Origin of the sequence: Brachybacterium sp. GPGPB12, from assembly GCF_038396325.1 — a bacterium.
GTDB classification, from domain to species: Bacteria; Actinomycetota; Actinomycetes; order Actinomycetales; family Dermabacteraceae; genus Brachybacterium; species Brachybacterium conglomeratum.
The window spans coordinates 3,379,687-3,394,380 of sequence record NZ_CP149573.1 but is presented as its reverse complement, the minus strand read 5'-3'; the positions used below and the strand labels follow the sequence as shown (position 1 = coordinate 3,394,380).

The following is a 14,694-nucleotide window of genomic DNA, read 5'->3' as shown; positions in this document are numbered from 1 at the left end:
CGCGGCGGCGACGCTGTGCATGCCCCGGCGCGCCCCGGGAGGATCGTGGGACGATCACGACGCGGTCGCGGCGGTCACACCCGCTGCCCGCCGCGCCCCGACGCCCGGCGCCCCTGGCTATCCTGGCGGCATGGAACGCCCCTGCCTCTCCCGCCGCCACGCCCTCCTCGCGCCCGCCTCCGCGGCCGGTCTCGGAGGCCTCGCGGCCTGCGCTCCGGAGGACCAGGGCTTCGGCACGGCCGAGCCGCCGCGCGCGGAGGAGGGCTCGGTCCCGCTGGCGGACGTGCCCGAGAACGCCTCGACGCTGGTGAACTTCGGCGGCCAGCGACCCTTCGTGCTCCTGGTCCGCGGGACCGGGGAGGACGTCTCCGCCTACTCCGGCTACTGCACCCACAACGGTCGCGCCCTCCGCCAGCAGGAGACCGAGCTGGACTGCCCCTGCCACGGCTCGCGCTTCGACGCGACCAGCGGCGAGGTGCTCGTCGGCCCCGCGACCCGTCACCTGCCGAGCGTGGAGATCGTCGTCGAGGGCGATCAGATCCGTCGCGCGTCCTGAGGCGCGCCGTGACCCCGCCCACCACTCCCCCGCCCTTGCATCCCGCCCGACGTGATGCGGGCACCACCCGCCGCGACGTCGTCTCCTTCGTGCGCCGCGGCGAACGGCTGACGCCCTCGCGCCGCGACTCCTGGGACCGGCTCTCCCCGAGTACGTGCTGGACCCGCCGCGCGGCGAGCGCGACACGCTCCCGGCCGACGGGGCCCGGATGGATCTCGAGGAGGTCTTCGGCCGCCGCGCGGAGCTGGTCGTCGAGGTCGGCGACGGCCTGGGCGAGAACATCGTCGCGGCCGCGACCGCGCATCCCGAGCGCGACCACCTGGGCGTCGAGGTGTACCTCCCCGGACTGGCCCAGACGCTCAGCCGCGTCGAGAAGGCGGAGCACCCCGGAACCTGCGCCTGCGCCCCTGGACGCGCAGAGGGCGCGCGCCCGCGATGCGCCCGAGGCCTCGATCTCCGAGCTGTGGGTGTACTTCGCCGATCCGTGGCCGAAGGCCAGGCACCACAAGCGGCGCCTGATCAACCCGCCCTTCCTCGATGCGGTCTCGCCGCTGCTCGCCCCCGGCGGGCACCTGCGCCTGGCCACCGACTGGGCGCAGTACGCCCACCACATGCGCCGCCAGCTCGATGCCAGGCCCGAACTGGAGCTCGTGCATCCGGACGGCCCGCGCCCCGAGGGGGTAAGCTCCGACGCCGTCCCCGAGGGCATGGCGAGAACCGGCTGGGCACCGCGGTACGGAGGTCGTGTGAAGACCAGCTTCGAGTCCAAGGGGATGCAGGCCGGACGCCTAATATGGGATCTCGCCTACCGCAGGCTGTGACCGCCCCGGCGGCACCGGACGAGGGGACCGATCCATGAACCGCAACGACGACGTCGAGTCGCCCGCCGACTGGGACGACGACTCGGACGCCGGCACGGAACGCCGACGAGGCCGCCGCGCGGCGCTCATCGCGTTCGGCCTCGTGGCCGTGCTGGTGATCGGCGTCGGCATCGTGGTCGGCGACTATCTCAACGGGCGCGCGCTCCCTACGAGAAGCGCTCCGTCGTGGACATCACCCGCGCCGAGGGCGAGCGCCCCGAGGCGGAGGAGGGCACCGGGCGGAACATCCTCCTGCTCGGCTCGGACAAGCGCTCCGAGGAGGCCGCGGCCGCGGAGGGCGTCACCGGCCAGCGCTCGGACGTGATGATGCTCGTGCACATCGCCGACGACGGCGAGAGCGTGTACATCACCTCGTTCCCCCGCGACCTCTACATCGACATCCCCGGCCACGGCAAGGACCGCATCAACGCGGCCCTCGCCTTCGGCGGCCCCTCCCTGGCGGTGACGACGGTGGAGGACTACACCGGAGTGCCGATCGACCATGTGGCCCTGATCGACTTCGAGGGCATCGAGGGGCTCGTGGACACGCTCGGCGGAGTCGACGTGCAGGTCCCGACGGACTTCGAGGCGGACGGCATCGAGTACACCGCCGGCACGCAGTCGATGGACGGCCACGAGGCGCTGGTCTTCGTGCGTCAGCGCAAGCAGTTCGCCGACGGCGACTTCCAGCGCAACCGCAACCAGCAGGCGGTCCTCAAGGGCATCGCCGACAAGCTCATCAGCGCCGACACCCTCACCGATCCGCGCAAGCTCGCCGACACGATCGAGGAGGTCTCCCCGTACCTGACCACCGACGAGGGCCTCACCGCCGGCGAGATGACGAAGCTCGGGCTGTCGCTCCGCTCGATCCGAGGGGACGACCTCCACTTCCTCTCCGTCCCCCACGGGGGCCCCACCACGACCAGCGGCGGCGCGAGCGTGGTGGCGACCGACGAGGAGGCGATGGACGTCTTGCGCGAGGCACTGCGCACGGACGACATGGGAACCTATTACGCTCAGTACGCCGGGGCCTACTGAGCCCCTTCGCAGGAGAGAACCCGCGAACCCGACGCCTGGAGGAAACCGTGGCCAATCCGCTCGTGAGCATCATCGTCCCCGTCGCGGGGATCATCGCCGCCTCCGTCGGCAAGAAGGCGGCCGAGACCGGCTGGGGAGTCGTGTTCGGCGAGGACGCCCCGACCACCAAGTCCCAGAAGGCCGCCAAGAAGGACGTCGCCGCGCGGCGCAAGCAGGCGAAGAAGGACGGCGCCTCGAAGGCGGAGATCCAGGCGATCAGGGATCCCGACGACGACCAGCCGGTCTGGAAGCTGATGCTGTGGACGCTGGTCTCCGGCGTGCTTGCTGCAGGGCCTGCGGACGGCGGCCCAGCGCGGGGCGAAGGCGGGCGCGGAGCGGCTGACCACCAGGCGGCCCCGCCCGAATCGCGGCTGACCCGACCGGCCGACGGCCTGTCGGCCTGACGCCGAAGGGGCGCCCCGCAGACTCTGCGGGGCGCCCCTTCGGCGTGCTCGGACCCGTCGGGCTCGGGCTCGGGCTCCGTAGTGCGCGCACTACGTCACGCTCGGCCGTCCGCGGACCCGTCGGGCCCGGGAGCGGTCGGACCGTAGCTCCGGGGCCCGGCTCAGAACTCCGGGACGTCGACGCCCTCGGAGAGGGTGTCCATCGCGTCGCCGGTGACGAGGAATCCGACGCGGCGCACGAGGGAGACCGCGTGATCGCCGATCCGCTCGTAGAAGCGGATCAGCGGCGTCATGTCGATGACCTGGCCGGCGGTGAAGGTGCCGGGCGCGGCCGAGGAGATCTCGCGGGAGACCTGGAGCATGAGCTCGTCCAGCTCCTCGTCGCCCTTCTCGACCTCGGCGGCCTGGGCGAGGTCGCGGTTGGCGATCACCTCGGAGGCCCCCTGAGGGATTCCAGGCCCACCTCGGACATCCGCGCGATCTTCTCGCGGAACTGCTCGGGGACCGCGGCCTCCGGGTGCGTGCGGCGCGCGATCAGCGCGATGTGCGCGGCGAGGTCGCCCATGCGCTCGAGGGAGGAGCTCATACGCAGGGTGGCGACCAGGAGGCGCAGGTCCGTGGCGACCGGGGCCTGTCGGGCGAGGAGCTCGACGGCCTTCGCGTCGAGCTCGAGGTGACGGTCGTCGATGTGGGGGTCGGCGGTGATGACCCGCTCGGCGAGGGCCAGGTCGCCCTCGAGAAGGGCCCTGGTCGCGTCTGCCAGGGCCGTGCTCACCAGCTCGGCCATGTCCAGCAGGTCGTCGACGATGTGCCGCAGATCGCTCTGGTAGGCCTCGCGCATGTTCTCGCTCCTCTGTCTGATGGGGACTTCTCCCCGATCCTCGCAATGCCGGATGAACGTGCATCGCCGTTGGGTGAACTCGAAGCGTAGTCCCCGTGAACTCCTCCCCTCGTTCGTCCCGCCCTGCGACAGGTGGCGGGAGCGCGGAGCGCACGGGGCCTAGGCTGTGCTGGTGCCCCAGTCCGCCCTGCTCCTGCTCGCCGCGGCGATCGGACTCGTGATCGGAGTCGTCGCCACGTCGGCGCCGCGCCGCTCCGAGAGCCGCCGCGCCGAGCAGCCCGCGGCGCGGGACGAGGTGGTCCCCGAGGCCGCCGCGGAGGTGCTCGCGATCCTCTCCTCCGCCTACGTGGTGCTGGACTCCGTCGGCGACGTCCTGCGCGCCTCCCCCATGGCGTACTCCTACGGGATCGTGCGCGCCGCCGAGGGGGACTACCCGCGCCTGGCGAGCACGCGACTGATGGAGCTCGCGTCGGACGTAGGCCGCAACGGCGGGTTCCGCGACGAGCGCCTGACGGTGCGCCGCTCCGCCCAGGGCGACACCGACGCGGTGATCGACGTGCGGATCGGTGCGCTCGGCGAGCACGGCGTGCTTGCTGCTGGCCGACGACCTCACTCGTGCGGTGCGGGTGGAGGAGACGCGGCGCGACTTCGTCGCGAACGTGTCCCACGAGCTGAAGACCCCCGTCGGCGCGATCACGCCGCTCGCCGAGACGATGGAGGACGCCGCTGAGGATCCCGACGCCGTGCGCCGCTTCGCCGAGCGGATGCAGACGGAGACCCGCCGCCTCTCCCACCTGGTGCAGGAGATCATCGAGCTCTCGCGCGTGCAGGGCGACTCCGCCCTCACCGACGCCGAGCCGGTCGAGGTCGACGAGGTGGTCGAGGAGGCGGTGGCGCTGAACCGCAACTTCGCGCTCGGCTCGGACATCGAGGTCGCCGTCGGCGGCGCAGCGGGTCGCGCGTCTTCGGCTCCTCCTCGATGCTGACCACGGCGCTGTCCAACCTGATCTCCAACGCGATCACCTACTCCGACCCTCGCACCCGGGTCGGGATCTCGGTGCGGCGCGACGGCGGCATGGTCGAGGTGTCCGTGAAGGACCAGGGCATCGGCATCGCGAAGGACCACCTCGAGCGGGTCTTCGAGCGGTTCTTCCGCGTGGACCGGGCCCGCTCGCGCAAAGACCGGCGGCTCCGGCCTGGGCCTCGCGATCGTCAAGCACATCGCGACCGACCACGGCGGCGAGGTGACCGCCTGGTCGATGAAGGGCCAGGGATCGACCTTCACCCTCAGACTGCCGGAGATGGGCCGCACCGAGACGATCACCGTCGGCTCCCGCACGCTCGAGGTCTCCGCGAACCCGCGCGCGACCGCCTCGACCGACGCTCCCGGCGACGATCGCCCCCGACCCTCCGACCGACCCTCTGGAAAGGGAAGTTGAGATGACACGCATCCTGATCGTGGAGGACGAGGAATCGTTCTCGGACCCGCTCTCCTACTCGCTGCGGAAGGAGGGCTACGAGGTCGCCGTCGCGGACACCGGCACCGACGGCCTGCGCATCTTCTCCGCCCACGGCGCGGACCTGGTGCTCCTGGACCTCATGCTCCCGGGGATGAGCGGCACCGAGGTGTGCCGGGAGATCCGCCGCACCTCCTCGGTCCCGGTCATCATGCTCACCGCGAAGGACGACGAGTTCGACAAGGTGCTGGGCCTCGAGCTGGGCGCCGACGACTACGTCACCAAGCCCTACTCCTCCCGCGAGCCGCTCGCCCGGATCAAGGCCGTCGTCGCGGCGCGGCCAGGACACGGCCGAGGCGGAGGAGGACACGACCCTCACCGCGGGCGGCATCATGATGGACGTCGAGCGTCACGTGGTGCAGGTGCACGGCACCGAGGTCGCCCTCCCGCTGAAGGAGTTCGAGCCGCTGGAGATGCTTGCTGCGCAACGTCGACCGCGTGCTCACCCGCGGCCAGCTCATCGACCGCGTCTGGGGCGCGAACTACGTCGGCGACACCAAGACCCTCGACGTCCACGTCAAGCGCCTGCGCGCGAAGATCGAGGAGGACCCGAAGAACCCCGTCCACCTCGTGACCGTGCGCGGGCTGGGCTACAAGTTCGAGTCCGGGGCCTGAGCGAGGGCCGGCGACGTCCCGGAACACGCGAGCGCCCCGCGCCAGGCCGCGGGGCGCTCGTCGTCCAGGGGGCTCGCGCGGAGCCGGCTCAGCCGGCGGCGGGCTCGCTCTCCCCGTAGTGGCTGAGGGTGGTCTCGAGCGTGGGCAGCGAGACCGTGGTGGAGAGGTCCCCGGAGCTCACCTCGAGATCGAGGATCGTCCCCGGGAGCACGTCGAGGGCACCGATCTGCACGGCCTGCTGGCCCTCCTCGGGGCCGAGCTCGACCGTGCCCTGCGCCGGGACCTGCACGCGCGTGGAGAACACGGCGACACCCTCGTCCTGGCCCTCGAGCTCGACGACGAGGTCCTCGTCGGAGTAGTTCACGACGGTCGCGGAGAAGGTCGCGGTCCCGGTCTCGTCCATCACCAGCACGGCGTTGCGCACGCCGACGTGGAAGGCGCCGTCCACCTCGAGGTTCGCGTTGGTGCCGTCGCCCGCCTGGTAGAACTCGTGGGTCTGCACCGGGCTCATGAAGGTGCGACCGGACGCCGCGAGGGCGAGGCCCAGGGCGGCGACGGAGAGTGCGAGACGACGGGGACGGCGCACGGAGGACTCCTGTTCGATGCCGCGGAGCGGCGGGGACGATCGGGGACAGCCCTCACAGGGTACCCCACCGCGGCACTTAGGACGGACCGCACCGCAGGTCCGACGACGGGCTCCTCGGCGCTCGCCGCGCCACGCCGGAGGCCGCGGGCCGCCCGGCGGCTCCCCCGCTCAGCACCGCTTTCCGCACCGGCGCCGAGAGCGGGTCGGCGCTGGTCGGCGGGCGTTTCACCATCCGACCCGGATGGTAGGATGAGCGCCGGAAAGGGGACCCACCACATGAACTTCGCTGTCGGCGAGACCGTCGTCTACCCGCACCACGGTGCCGCGCTCATCGAGGAGGTCAAGACCCGCACCATCAAGGGCGAGGACCGCACCTACCTCAAGCTCAAGGTCGCCCAGGGCGATCTCACGATCGAGGTCCCCGCCGACAACGTCGACCTCGTCGGCGTCCGCGACGTCGTGGACAAGGAGGGCCTCGACGAGGTCTTCGAGGTGCTCCGCCAGCCGTACACGGAGGAGCCGACGAACTGGTCCCGCCGCTACAAGGCCAACGTCGAGAAGCTCGCCTCGGGCAACGTCAAGAAGGTCGCCGAGGTCGTGCGCGACCTGTGGCGCCGCGACCAGGACCGCGGCCTGTCCGCCGGGGAGAAGCGGATGCTGGCCAAGGCGCGCCAGATCCTCGTCTCCGAGCTCGCCCTCGCCGAGAAGACCGACGAGGCCGAGGCCGAGACCATCCTCGACGAGGTCCTCGCCTCCTGAGCGCCCCGGTGACGTCCTCGTCCGCCCCGGGGCGGATCCGACCGCTCGTGCTCGCCCTGGCGCCGCCCGCACCGGGGATCTCGCACGACGCCGAGACGCCGTCCCTCGAGACGCTCGGCGGCTCGCGCCTGATCGAGCGGTCGCTGGGCACCCTCCATGCGCTGGGCCTGCCCGCCCCGGTCGTCGTCGCCCGCTCCGAGGCGGCGGGACACCTGCGGTCGCTGCTCGACCCGCGCCTGACGGTCCTCGCGGCCGACGGGGACCGCCGACGGGCGCCGCGTCGCGCTCGAGGTCTGCGACGACCCGCTCCTGCTCGTCCACGACGCCGAGCGCGCCCTGACCCCGCAGACCGTGATCGCCGAGGTGCTCGCCTCCTTGCACGGAGGCCTGGACGCGGTGGTGCCGGTGGTCGCGATGACCGACTCGGTCAAGGAGGTCGCCGCCGGGCGGGTCGCGCAACGTGGACCGCTCCACCCTCGCCGGCCTCCAGAGCCCCCGCCTGCTGCGGCGCGACGTGCTCGAGACGGCCCTCGACCCGGCGCGCCCCCGCGCGGAGCAGGCCCCTCCGTGCGGGCGCTTCGACGAGATCCACGCCGCCCTGGCCGCCGGCGCCCGGGTGGGGACCGTCCAGGGATCGCACTCGGGCTTCGCGGTGCTGGACCGGCTCACCCTGTGGCAGGCGCAGATCTCGCTGGGCCTGGCCCGGGACACCTCGCACCGACGGGGGCTGGCCCGCCGCGGCTGAGCTCAGCCGTCCTGGCGGCCGCGCCAGACGGTGCGGAACTCCTGCGCCATCCGCGGCGGCTTGGACAGCGTGCGCTCGGGGAGGCTGGTCGCGAGCTCGCCCGGATCGCGGCGCGCCGCCGCATGAGCCGGCGCGGCTTGCTGGAGATGCGCTGACGCAGGTCGGGGAGGTAGTCCTCCGAGACGTCCAGCCGGGTCACCGCGCCGCGGCCGGTGCGGCGGATCTGGGACACGAAGCGCCCGGCATAGACCACCTCGTGCTCCGCGTCCTGCTCGCACGCGGTGCACCGCAGGAAGCTCTCCTCGACGCTCATCGTCTCCTCCTCACGAAGACCTCAAACCTAGCGCGCTGACCACGTCCTGGGCCAGGAGGAGGTCCTGGGCGTAGGTGATCTTGAAGTTGGTCTCCTCGCCGCGCACCCAGGTGACCGGGATGTCCGTGTACTCCTCGGCGCAGGAGGCGGTGTCGGTGCCGACGAAGCCGTCGCGCGCGGCCGCCTCGTAGGCGTCCAGGATGGTCGCGGCGCGGAAGCCCTGCGGGGTCTGCACGCGCACGAGCGGTCCGGCGCCCGGCTCCCCCGCACCGGCGCCCTGCTCCCCCGGGCCGGCGAGCCGCTCCCCCGGCGCGACCGGGGCGATGTCCACGGCCGGGATCCCGGGGACCGCGCCGCCGTGCTCGCGCGCGGCGTGCGACACCGCGGAGGCCAGCCCGTGGGAGACCAGCGGGCGGGCCGCGTCGTGGATCAGCACGGTGTCCACCGCGCCGCTGTCGATCCGGTCGGCGAGATGGCGCAGGGCCGCCAGCTCGGACTCCTGGCGGGTGTCCCCGCCGGGGATGATCTCCAGCGGCACATCGGTCTCGCGCGCCTCCACGAAGCGGGCGTGCTCGAGGTCCTCGGGGCGGACCACGAACACGAGGATCCCCACCCCCTCGACGCTGGCGAGGGTGTTCAGACCCCAGGCGGCGATGCTCCGCCCGGACAGCCGCAGGAAGGCCTTGTTGATGCCCGCCCCGACCCGGGTGCCGGAGCCCCCGGCGAGCACGACGCCGGCGGCCCGTCCGACGGGACGGGCCGGGCACGAGCGGCGGGGCTGGTTCACGCAGGCATCGTAGACGGTGGTGGGGCGCGGACCGTCCGGGGAGGGACCTCCGCCTGCCCGGTGCGGACCGGACGTGACAGAATCGACCCCGTCGGCGGACCGTCGGCGCCTTCGTCGCGCCCCGGGACGCCCGCCCCCGCTTCCCCTGCACCAGGAGTTCGAATGCTCACCATCGCCATCGTGTGCGGCGCCGGGATCGCGACCTCCGCGCTGGTCGCCGAGCAAGTGCGCGAGCACATCGCCGCCCGAGGCCGCCGCGTCACCGTCGTGCAGGCCACGGTGATGGACCTGCTCTCCCCGGACTTCCACGCGGACCTCGTGGTCTCCACCGTGGACCTGCCCGACGCCCTCGGCATCCCGCGCGTCTCCGGGATGCCCCTCCTGCTGGGCACGAACCCGAAGGTCACCTTCGACGACATCGACCGCCTGCTGGAGCGCATCGACCCGGACGGGACCCGATGACGGCCGCGGCGCCCAGGATCGGCATCGGCGTGGACGTGCACGCCGCCGCACCCGAGGACTCCCCGCGCGATCTGTGGATCGCGGGCCTGCGCTGGGAGGGCCAGCGGGCTCTGGAGGGGCACTCCGACGCCGACGTCGCCTGCCATGCCGCCTGCGACGCCCTGTTCTCCGCCGCCGGGATCGGCGACCTCGGCACGCACTTCGGCGTCGGCCGCCCCGAGTGGGAGGGCGCCTCGGGCTCCCGGTCGCTCGGGGAGGCCGCGCGCCTGGTCCGCGAGGCCGGCTACGAGATCGGGAACATCTCGGTGCAGGTGATCGGGAACTGGCCACGGCTGTCCCGCCGCCGCGAGGAGGCCTGCGCGGCGATGACCGCCGCCGCCGGCGCCCCCGTCGCCGTCTCCGGCACCACCACCGACGCGCTCGGGCTGACCGGCCGGGGCGAGGGCCTGGCCGCGATGGCGACCGCGGCCGCTCGTGCCCGCGGACGGCGCCTCCGGGACCGGCCGCGCACCCGAGCAGACCCGCCCCGAGGAGGACGGAGCATGACCACCGCCTCCCGCTCCGAACAGTCCCCGCCGCTGCCCGTCCGCGCCCCGGACGTCGAGCAGGCCGCGGAGCGCCTGGGCACGACGGTGCGCCGCACCCCGCTCGAGCACAGCGAGCGCCTGAGCGCCCTGGCCGGAGCGGACGTCTGGCTCAAGCGCGAGGACCTCCAGCCCGTGCGCTCCTACAAGCCGCGCGGCGCCCACCTCTTCCTCGACTCCCTCGACGCCGATCAGCGCGAGGCAGGCGTGGTCGCGGCGAGCGCGGGCAACCACGCCCAGGGCGTGGCCCAGGCCTGCCGCACCCTCGGGGTGTCCGGCCGGATCTACGTCCCCAGCACCACGCCGCGGCAGAAGCGCGAGCGAATCACCTCGATCGGCGGGGACCTGGTCGAGCTGGTGCTGATCGGGGACACCTTCGACGACGCCGCGGAGGCCGCGGCCGACGACGCCGAGCGCACCGGCGCCGTGCAGGTCCCTCCCTTCGACCACCCCACGATCATGGCCGGCCAGGGCACCGTCGCGCTCGAGGCCGCCGAGCAGCCTGCGCGAGGAGCACGGCCGGGAGCTGGGCACGATGGTGCGCGCCCGTCGGCGGCGGCGGGTCGCTGGGCGGCCGCGGCGCCTGGTCGCGGGAGCGCCGCCCTTCCACCCGGATCGTCGGCGTCGAGCCCGCCGGCGCGGTCTCGATGGCCGCGGCGGTGCGTGCGGGTCGACCGGTCGCGCTCCACGAGATGGACCGCTTCGTCGACGGCGCGGCGGTGCGCCGCGTGGGCGCGGGCCCGCCGCGGATGGTGCAGGCGATAGGTCCCGAGCTGGTCGCGGTGGACGAGGGCGCGGTGTGCACCCAGATGCTCGAGCTGTACCAGGTCGAGGGGATCATCGCCGAGCCGGCCGGGGCGCTCGCCGCGACCGCGGTGGCGACCGGCGTGATCGAGGGCATCGCCCGCCCCGGCGAGGACGGCGGGGACGTGGTGGTCGTCGTCTCCGGCGGCAACAACGACGTCTCCCGCTACACCGAGGTGGTCGAGCGGTCCCTCGTCCACGAGGGGCTCAAGCACTACTTCCTGGTGACCTTCCCGCAGGAGCCGGGCGCGCCGCGCCGCTTCCTGGACCGGGTGCTGGGTCCTCACGACGACATCGTGCTGTTCGACTACATCAAGCGCAACAACCGCGAGGAGGGCCCGGCGCTGGTGGGCCTCGAGATCGGGCACCGCGAGGACCTCGAGCCGCTGATGGCGCGCATGGCGGCCTCGAACATGGAGATCGAGCGGATCGACCCGCACGACCCGATCTACCGCTATCTCACCTGAGCGGCCGCTCTCTTCCCTGAACGGGAGCGCTCCCGGCGGCGGCGGGCGCACGCCCGGGACGCCCCACGCAGAGACCCACGCAGAACGGCGCCCCTGCTCCTCGTGGAGCAGGGGCGCCGTGGCATCAGGCGGCAGGGGGTCTCAGGCCTCGGGATACGCCTCGACGTCGGGCGTGATCCCCGCCGAGCGGGCCTCGACCGCGGAGCGCACGATGTCGTCCAGGCCGTGCTCGGACTTCCAGCCGAGGGTCTTCGCGATGCGGTCGGCGGAGCAGATCAGCCGGGCGGGGTCGCCGGCGCGGCGCTCCCCGATCTCGGGGGTGATCTCGATGCCCTTCGCGCGGGCGATCGCCTCGATCACCTCGAGCACGCTCGAGCCCTCGCCGGTGCCGACGTTGAAGGTGCGGTGGGGCCGCTCCTCGCCGCGCAGGTAGTCCAGCGCCGCGATGTGGGCGTGGGCGAGGTCGAGCACGTGCACGTAGTCGCGGATGCAGGTGCCGTCGGGCGTGTCGTAGTCGTCACCGAAGACGATCGGGGCCTTCCCCTGCTCGAGACGGTCGAGCACGATCGGGACCAGGTTCATCACGGCCGTGTCCGCGAGCTCGGGCCAGCCGGCGCCGGCGACGTTGAAGTAGCGCAGGGCGACGGTGCGCATGCCGTGGGCGCGCTCGGCATCGGCCAGCATCCACTCCCCCACGTACTTGGTCGCGCCGTAGGGGTTGATCGGCCGCGGGGCGAGGTCCTCGGTGACCAGGTCCACGTCCGGCACGCCGTAGACGGCGGCGGAGGAGGAGAAGACCACGTCCCGCACCCCGGCGCTCGCACAGGCCGCGAGCACGTTGGCCAGGCCCGCGATGTTGTCGTGCCAGTACATCTCCGGGTTCTCGACGGACTCCCCGACCTGCTTGTGGGCGGCGAAGTGGATCACCGAGTCCGCTCCGGAGGCCCGCAGGTGGAAGGCGAGCTTCTCGCGCGCATCGGGCAGGGTGACGTCGAGCTCGATGAGCTCGGCCCCCTCCGTCCGGTCGCGCAGGCCGGTCGAGAGGTCGTCGACCACGACCACCTGCCGCCCCTGCTCCAGGAGGAGTCGCACCACGTGCGACCCGATGTATCCGGCACCACCGATCACGAGAGTCGTCATGGTCCGAAGCCTACCGGCCGCCGCCGCGCGCCCCGACCTCCCCACGCCCGACCGGCCTGCGGGCGGTGGCCGACCGGGCAGGCCGCTCCGGGCGCGGCGGGGCGACCGGTCGGGAGGCTCCGCCCGGCCACCCGCCGTCGGTCAGCTCCAGGAGCTGACGACCGGACGGCCCTCGGCGTAGCCGGCGGCGCTCTGCGGCCCGATCACGGCCCGCTCGCGGAACTCCTCGGTGCTGGCCGCGCCCGCGTAGGTGAAGGAGGAGCGCACCCCGGCGGTGATCTCGTCGAGGAGATCCTCGACGCCGCCGCGGCCGTCGGCGAGGTACATCCGGGAGGTGGAGATGCCCTCCTCGAACAGGCCCTTGCGGGCCCGGGCGAAGGCGTCCTCGTGGGCGGTGCGGTGGGAGACGGCCCGCTTGGAAGCCATGCCGAAGGATTCCTTGTAGCGGCGTCCGGACTCGTCGGTGCGCATCTGCCCGGGCGACTCGTAGGTGCCCGCGAACCAGGAGCCGATCATCACGTTGGAGGCGCCGGCGGCGAGCGCGAGGGCGACGTCGCGGGGATGGCGCACGCCGCCGTCGGCCCAGACGCGCCGCCCAGGCGGCGGGCCTCGGCCGCGCACTCGAGCACGGCGGAGAACTGGGGGCGGCCGACGCCGGTCATCATGCGGGTGGTGCACATGGCGCCCGGGCCCACGCCGACCTTGACGATGTCGGCGCCGGCCTCGATCAGCTCGCGGGTGCCCTCGGCGGTGACGATGTTGCCCGCGGCCAGGCGCACGGCCGTCCCCTCGCGGGGGCCGAGCTCGGCCCGTGCGGTGCGGATCGCCTCGATCATCTTGTCCTGGTGGCCGTGGGCGGTGTCCAGCACGACCACGTCCGCGCCGACGTCGACGAGGTCGCGGACCCGGCCCGCGACGTCGGCGTTGATCCCGACGGCGACGGCGATGCGCAGGCGGCCCTCGGCGTCGGTGGCCGGGCGGTAGATGGTCGAGCGCAAGACGCCGGTGGCGGTGAGCACTCCGCGCGCGACGCCCTCCGCGTCCACGACCACGGCGGCGTCGTGGTGGGTCGCGGCGATGCGGGCGTGCAGGCGCGCGGGCTCGACCTCGAGGTCCTCGGGGGTCAGGATCGGCACGTCGGTGCTGAGCTCGTCGCCGACCTGGGCGAAGGAGTCCCGACCGGCGATCTCCTCGGCGGAGATGGTGCCAAGGGGGCGGCGGTCCTCGTCGATCACGACCACGATGCCGTGGGGGCGCTTGGGCAAGCAGGTCCGCGGCCTGGCCGAGGGTGCCGTGGACGGTCAGGGTGAGCGGGTGGTCCACGAGCAGGTCCCGGGACTTCACGGAGCGGACGATCGAGTCGATGCGCTCGGGCGCAAGGTCCTGCGGGAGGACGGCGAGGCCGCCGCGGCGCGCCATGACCTCCGCCATGCGACGCCCTGTGACAGCGGTCATGTTCGCGGCGATCAGCGGGATCGTGGTGCCGGTGCCGTCGTCGCTGCCGAGGTCGACGTCGAAGCGGGAGGTGATCGCGGAACGACCGGGCAGGAAGAAGCAGTCGTCATAGGTCAGGTCGGTCGTCGGGGTATGGGCCAGGCGCATGGGCACCATGCTACGTACGGTGCGCGAGAGCGGTCCCGTGCGGTGCCCGGGAGCGGACCTCCACGAGGTCCACACAGTGATCTGTGCGTCCTGTCGCGGGCATATCCCTAGGATGTGGCGTATGACGGACCCTTTCTCGGCCCCGCGCCGCGCCCGCCGTCGGTCCGGACGGCACAGGCAGCAACCGGTCCGACGCGCGGAATCCACGCCGCTCCCCAAGGAGCAGGCTCGACGGAACCGTGACGCGGCCTTCGGCGCCCCGAACCCAAAGCGCACCTGGATCGACACTGCGGCGACGCCCGCCCCCGCGCCCTCGGCACCCGAGGCGCCGGCCGACGAGCGGACCGCAGACGACCGACCTGCCGACGAGCGCCCCGCGGGCCCGCGGGAGACCGACGCCCGGACCGACGAGGCGCGTCCGGCGGAGGCCCCCGCACCCCGTGCCACGACTCCTTCGAGCTCCTCGCGCACCGTCCGAGGCGCACGGTCCGCGTCGCGGGCGTCCTCGGCCTCGACCGGCTCCTTGCCGCACACCGCCGAGCGCCGCTCCTTCCCGGGCGCGCACCTCGCTCGGA

17 protein-coding genes and 7 pseudogenes are annotated in these 14,694 nt (G+C 73.3%); 17 read left to right on the top strand and 7 right to left on the bottom strand.

Annotated features, from left to right (window positions below):
* Positions 1-130 precede the first annotated feature (130 nt).
* The 5 genes and pseudogenes from WKH84_RS19835 (at position 131) to WKH84_RS19815 (ending at position 2,897) form a co-directional block, all read left to right on the top strand.
* On the top strand, positions 131-556 hold the full coding sequence (locus WKH84_RS19835; protein ID WP_341854859.1) for a Rieske (2Fe-2S) protein: 426 nt from the start codon (positions 131-133) through the stop codon (positions 554-556).
* A gap of 208 nt (positions 557-764) precedes the next feature.
* Positions 765-875, top strand: a pseudogene (locus tag WKH84_RS19830) (tRNA (guanosine(46)-N7)-methyltransferase TrmB); the annotation flags it as partial.
* The gene (locus WKH84_RS19825) at positions 859-1,377 is read left to right on the top strand and encodes a hypothetical protein (RefSeq protein ID WP_341856981.1); all 519 of its coding nucleotides are present in this window, start codon (positions 859-861) and stop codon (positions 1,375-1,377) included. The pseudogene WKH84_RS19830 and the gene WKH84_RS19825, both read left to right, overlap by 17 nt.
* 225 nt (positions 1,378-1,602) lie before the next feature.
* Positions 1,603-2,454, top strand: coding sequence for an LCP family protein (locus WKH84_RS19820; protein ID WP_341854858.1), 852 nt, complete (start codon positions 1,603-1,605; stop codon positions 2,452-2,454).
* Positions 2,455-2,501: 47 nt separating this feature from the next.
* Positions 2,502-2,897, top strand: a complete 396-nt coding sequence (locus WKH84_RS19815; RefSeq protein ID WP_341854857.1) for a DUF4235 domain-containing protein — start codon at positions 2,502-2,504, stop codon at positions 2,895-2,897.
* 161 nt (positions 2,898-3,058) lie between these two features.
* Here the strand turns inward: WKH84_RS19815 and WKH84_RS19810 are convergent, their stop codons facing one another.
* Both WKH84_RS19810 and WKH84_RS19805 read right to left on the bottom strand, forming a co-directional pair.
* Complete coding sequence (locus WKH84_RS19810; protein WP_341854856.1) at positions 3,059-3,328, bottom strand: PhoU domain-containing protein; 270 nt, start codon at positions 3,326-3,328, stop codon at positions 3,059-3,061.
* The gene (locus WKH84_RS19805) at positions 3,325-3,738 is read right to left on the bottom strand and encodes a PhoU domain-containing protein (RefSeq protein WP_341854855.1); all 414 of its coding nucleotides are present in this window, start codon (positions 3,736-3,738) and stop codon (positions 3,325-3,327) included. The genes WKH84_RS19810 and WKH84_RS19805 overlap by 4 nt, the downstream gene beginning before the upstream one ends.
* Before the next feature lie 172 nt (positions 3,739-3,910).
* Here WKH84_RS19805 and WKH84_RS19800 point away from each other — a divergent pair, with 172 nt between their 5' ends.
* From WKH84_RS19800 to WKH84_RS19780, 5 genes and pseudogenes are all read left to right on the top strand, one after another.
* Complete coding sequence (locus WKH84_RS19800) at positions 3,911-4,468, top strand: hypothetical protein (RefSeq protein ID WP_341854854.1); 558 nt, start codon at positions 3,911-3,913, stop codon at positions 4,466-4,468.
* On the top strand, positions 4,398-4,724 hold the full coding sequence (locus WKH84_RS19795; protein WP_341854853.1) for a histidine kinase dimerization/phospho-acceptor domain-containing protein: 327 nt from the start codon (positions 4,398-4,400) through the stop codon (positions 4,722-4,724). The genes WKH84_RS19800 and WKH84_RS19795 overlap by 71 nt, the downstream gene beginning before the upstream one ends.
* Positions 4,718-4,852, top strand: a pseudogene (locus tag WKH84_RS19790) (sensor histidine kinase); the annotation flags it as partial. The gene WKH84_RS19795 and the pseudogene WKH84_RS19790, both read left to right, overlap by 7 nt.
* Before the next feature lie 82 nt (positions 4,853-4,934).
* Complete coding sequence (locus WKH84_RS19785) at positions 4,935-5,177, top strand: ATP-binding protein (RefSeq protein WP_341856980.1); 243 nt, start codon at positions 4,935-4,937, stop codon at positions 5,175-5,177.
* 1 nt (position 5,178) lies between these two features.
* Positions 5,179-5,870 (top strand): annotated as a pseudogene (locus WKH84_RS19780) (response regulator transcription factor).
* Positions 5,871-5,958: 88 nt separating this feature from the next.
* Here the strand turns inward: WKH84_RS19780 and WKH84_RS19775 are convergent.
* Positions 5,959-6,456: a hypothetical protein gene (locus WKH84_RS19775; protein WP_341854852.1), complete on the bottom strand. Its 498-nt coding sequence runs from the start codon at positions 6,454-6,456 to the stop codon at positions 5,959-5,961.
* Between the two features lie 276 nt (positions 6,457-6,732).
* Between WKH84_RS19775 and WKH84_RS19770 the strand changes: the two genes are divergently transcribed.
* The 3 genes and pseudogenes from WKH84_RS19770 to WKH84_RS19760 all read left to right on the top strand — a co-directional run bounded on the left by WKH84_RS19770 (position 6,733) and on the right by WKH84_RS19760 (position 7,960).
* A complete protein-coding gene (locus WKH84_RS19770; protein WP_010551260.1) occupies positions 6,733-7,215 on the top strand; it encodes a CarD family transcriptional regulator in 483 nt (160 codons plus the stop codon).
* Positions 7,216-7,566: 351 nt separating this feature from the next.
* Positions 7,567-7,611: pseudogene (locus tag WKH84_RS19765) on the top strand (hypothetical protein); the annotation flags it as partial.
* Between the two features lie 64 nt (positions 7,612-7,675).
* Complete coding sequence (locus WKH84_RS19760; protein WP_341857048.1) at positions 7,676-7,960, top strand: hypothetical protein; 285 nt, start codon at positions 7,676-7,678, stop codon at positions 7,958-7,960.
* Positions 7,961-7,962: 2 nt separating this feature from the next.
* Here the strand turns inward: WKH84_RS19760 and WKH84_RS19755 are convergent, their stop codons facing one another.
* Together WKH84_RS19755 and WKH84_RS19750 are read right to left on the bottom strand one after the other, a co-directional pair.
* Positions 7,963-8,247 carry a hypothetical protein gene (locus WKH84_RS19755; protein ID WP_341857047.1) on the bottom strand — a complete coding sequence of 95 codons (285 nt, stop codon included), beginning with the start codon at positions 8,245-8,247 and terminating at the stop codon, positions 7,963-7,965.
* 36 nt (positions 8,248-8,283) lie between these two features.
* Positions 8,284-9,060 carry an IspD/TarI family cytidylyltransferase gene (locus tag WKH84_RS19750; protein ID WP_341854851.1) on the bottom strand — a complete coding sequence of 259 codons (777 nt, stop codon included), beginning with the start codon at positions 9,058-9,060 and terminating at the stop codon, positions 8,284-8,286.
* Positions 9,061-9,222: 162 nt separating this feature from the next.
* On the opposite strand from WKH84_RS19750, the gene WKH84_RS19745 reads away from it, so the two are divergent.
* The 4 genes and pseudogenes from WKH84_RS19745 (at position 9,223) to WKH84_RS19730 (ending at position 11,377) form a co-directional block, all read left to right on the top strand.
* A complete protein-coding gene (locus WKH84_RS19745; protein ID WP_341854850.1) occupies positions 9,223-9,522 on the top strand; it encodes a PTS lactose transporter subunit IIB in 300 nt (99 codons plus the stop codon).
* Positions 9,519-9,989, top strand: a pseudogene (ispF, locus tag WKH84_RS19740) (2-C-methyl-D-erythritol 2,4-cyclodiphosphate synthase); the annotation flags it as partial. The gene WKH84_RS19745 and the pseudogene ispF, both read left to right, overlap by 4 nt.
* Positions 9,978-10,547, top strand: a pseudogene (locus tag WKH84_RS19735) (pyridoxal-phosphate dependent enzyme); the annotation flags it as partial. The pseudogenes ispF and WKH84_RS19735, both read left to right, overlap by 12 nt.
* A 125-nt stretch (positions 10,548-10,672) precedes the next feature.
* Positions 10,673-11,377 (top strand): pyridoxal-phosphate dependent enzyme, encoded by a 705-nt coding sequence (locus tag WKH84_RS19730; RefSeq protein ID WP_341856979.1) that lies wholly within the window; start codon positions 10,673-10,675, stop codon positions 11,375-11,377.
* A gap of 141 nt (positions 11,378-11,518) precedes the next feature.
* On the opposite strand, the gene galE is transcribed toward WKH84_RS19730, so the two are convergent.
* Complete coding sequence (gene galE, locus WKH84_RS19725; protein WP_341854849.1) at positions 11,519-12,517, bottom strand: UDP-glucose 4-epimerase GalE; 999 nt, start codon at positions 12,515-12,517, stop codon at positions 11,519-11,521.
* 141 nt (positions 12,518-12,658) lie between these two features.
* Positions 12,659-14,119 (bottom strand): annotated as a pseudogene (locus tag WKH84_RS19720) (GuaB1 family IMP dehydrogenase-related protein).
* Positions 14,120-14,694 lie beyond the last annotated feature (575 nt).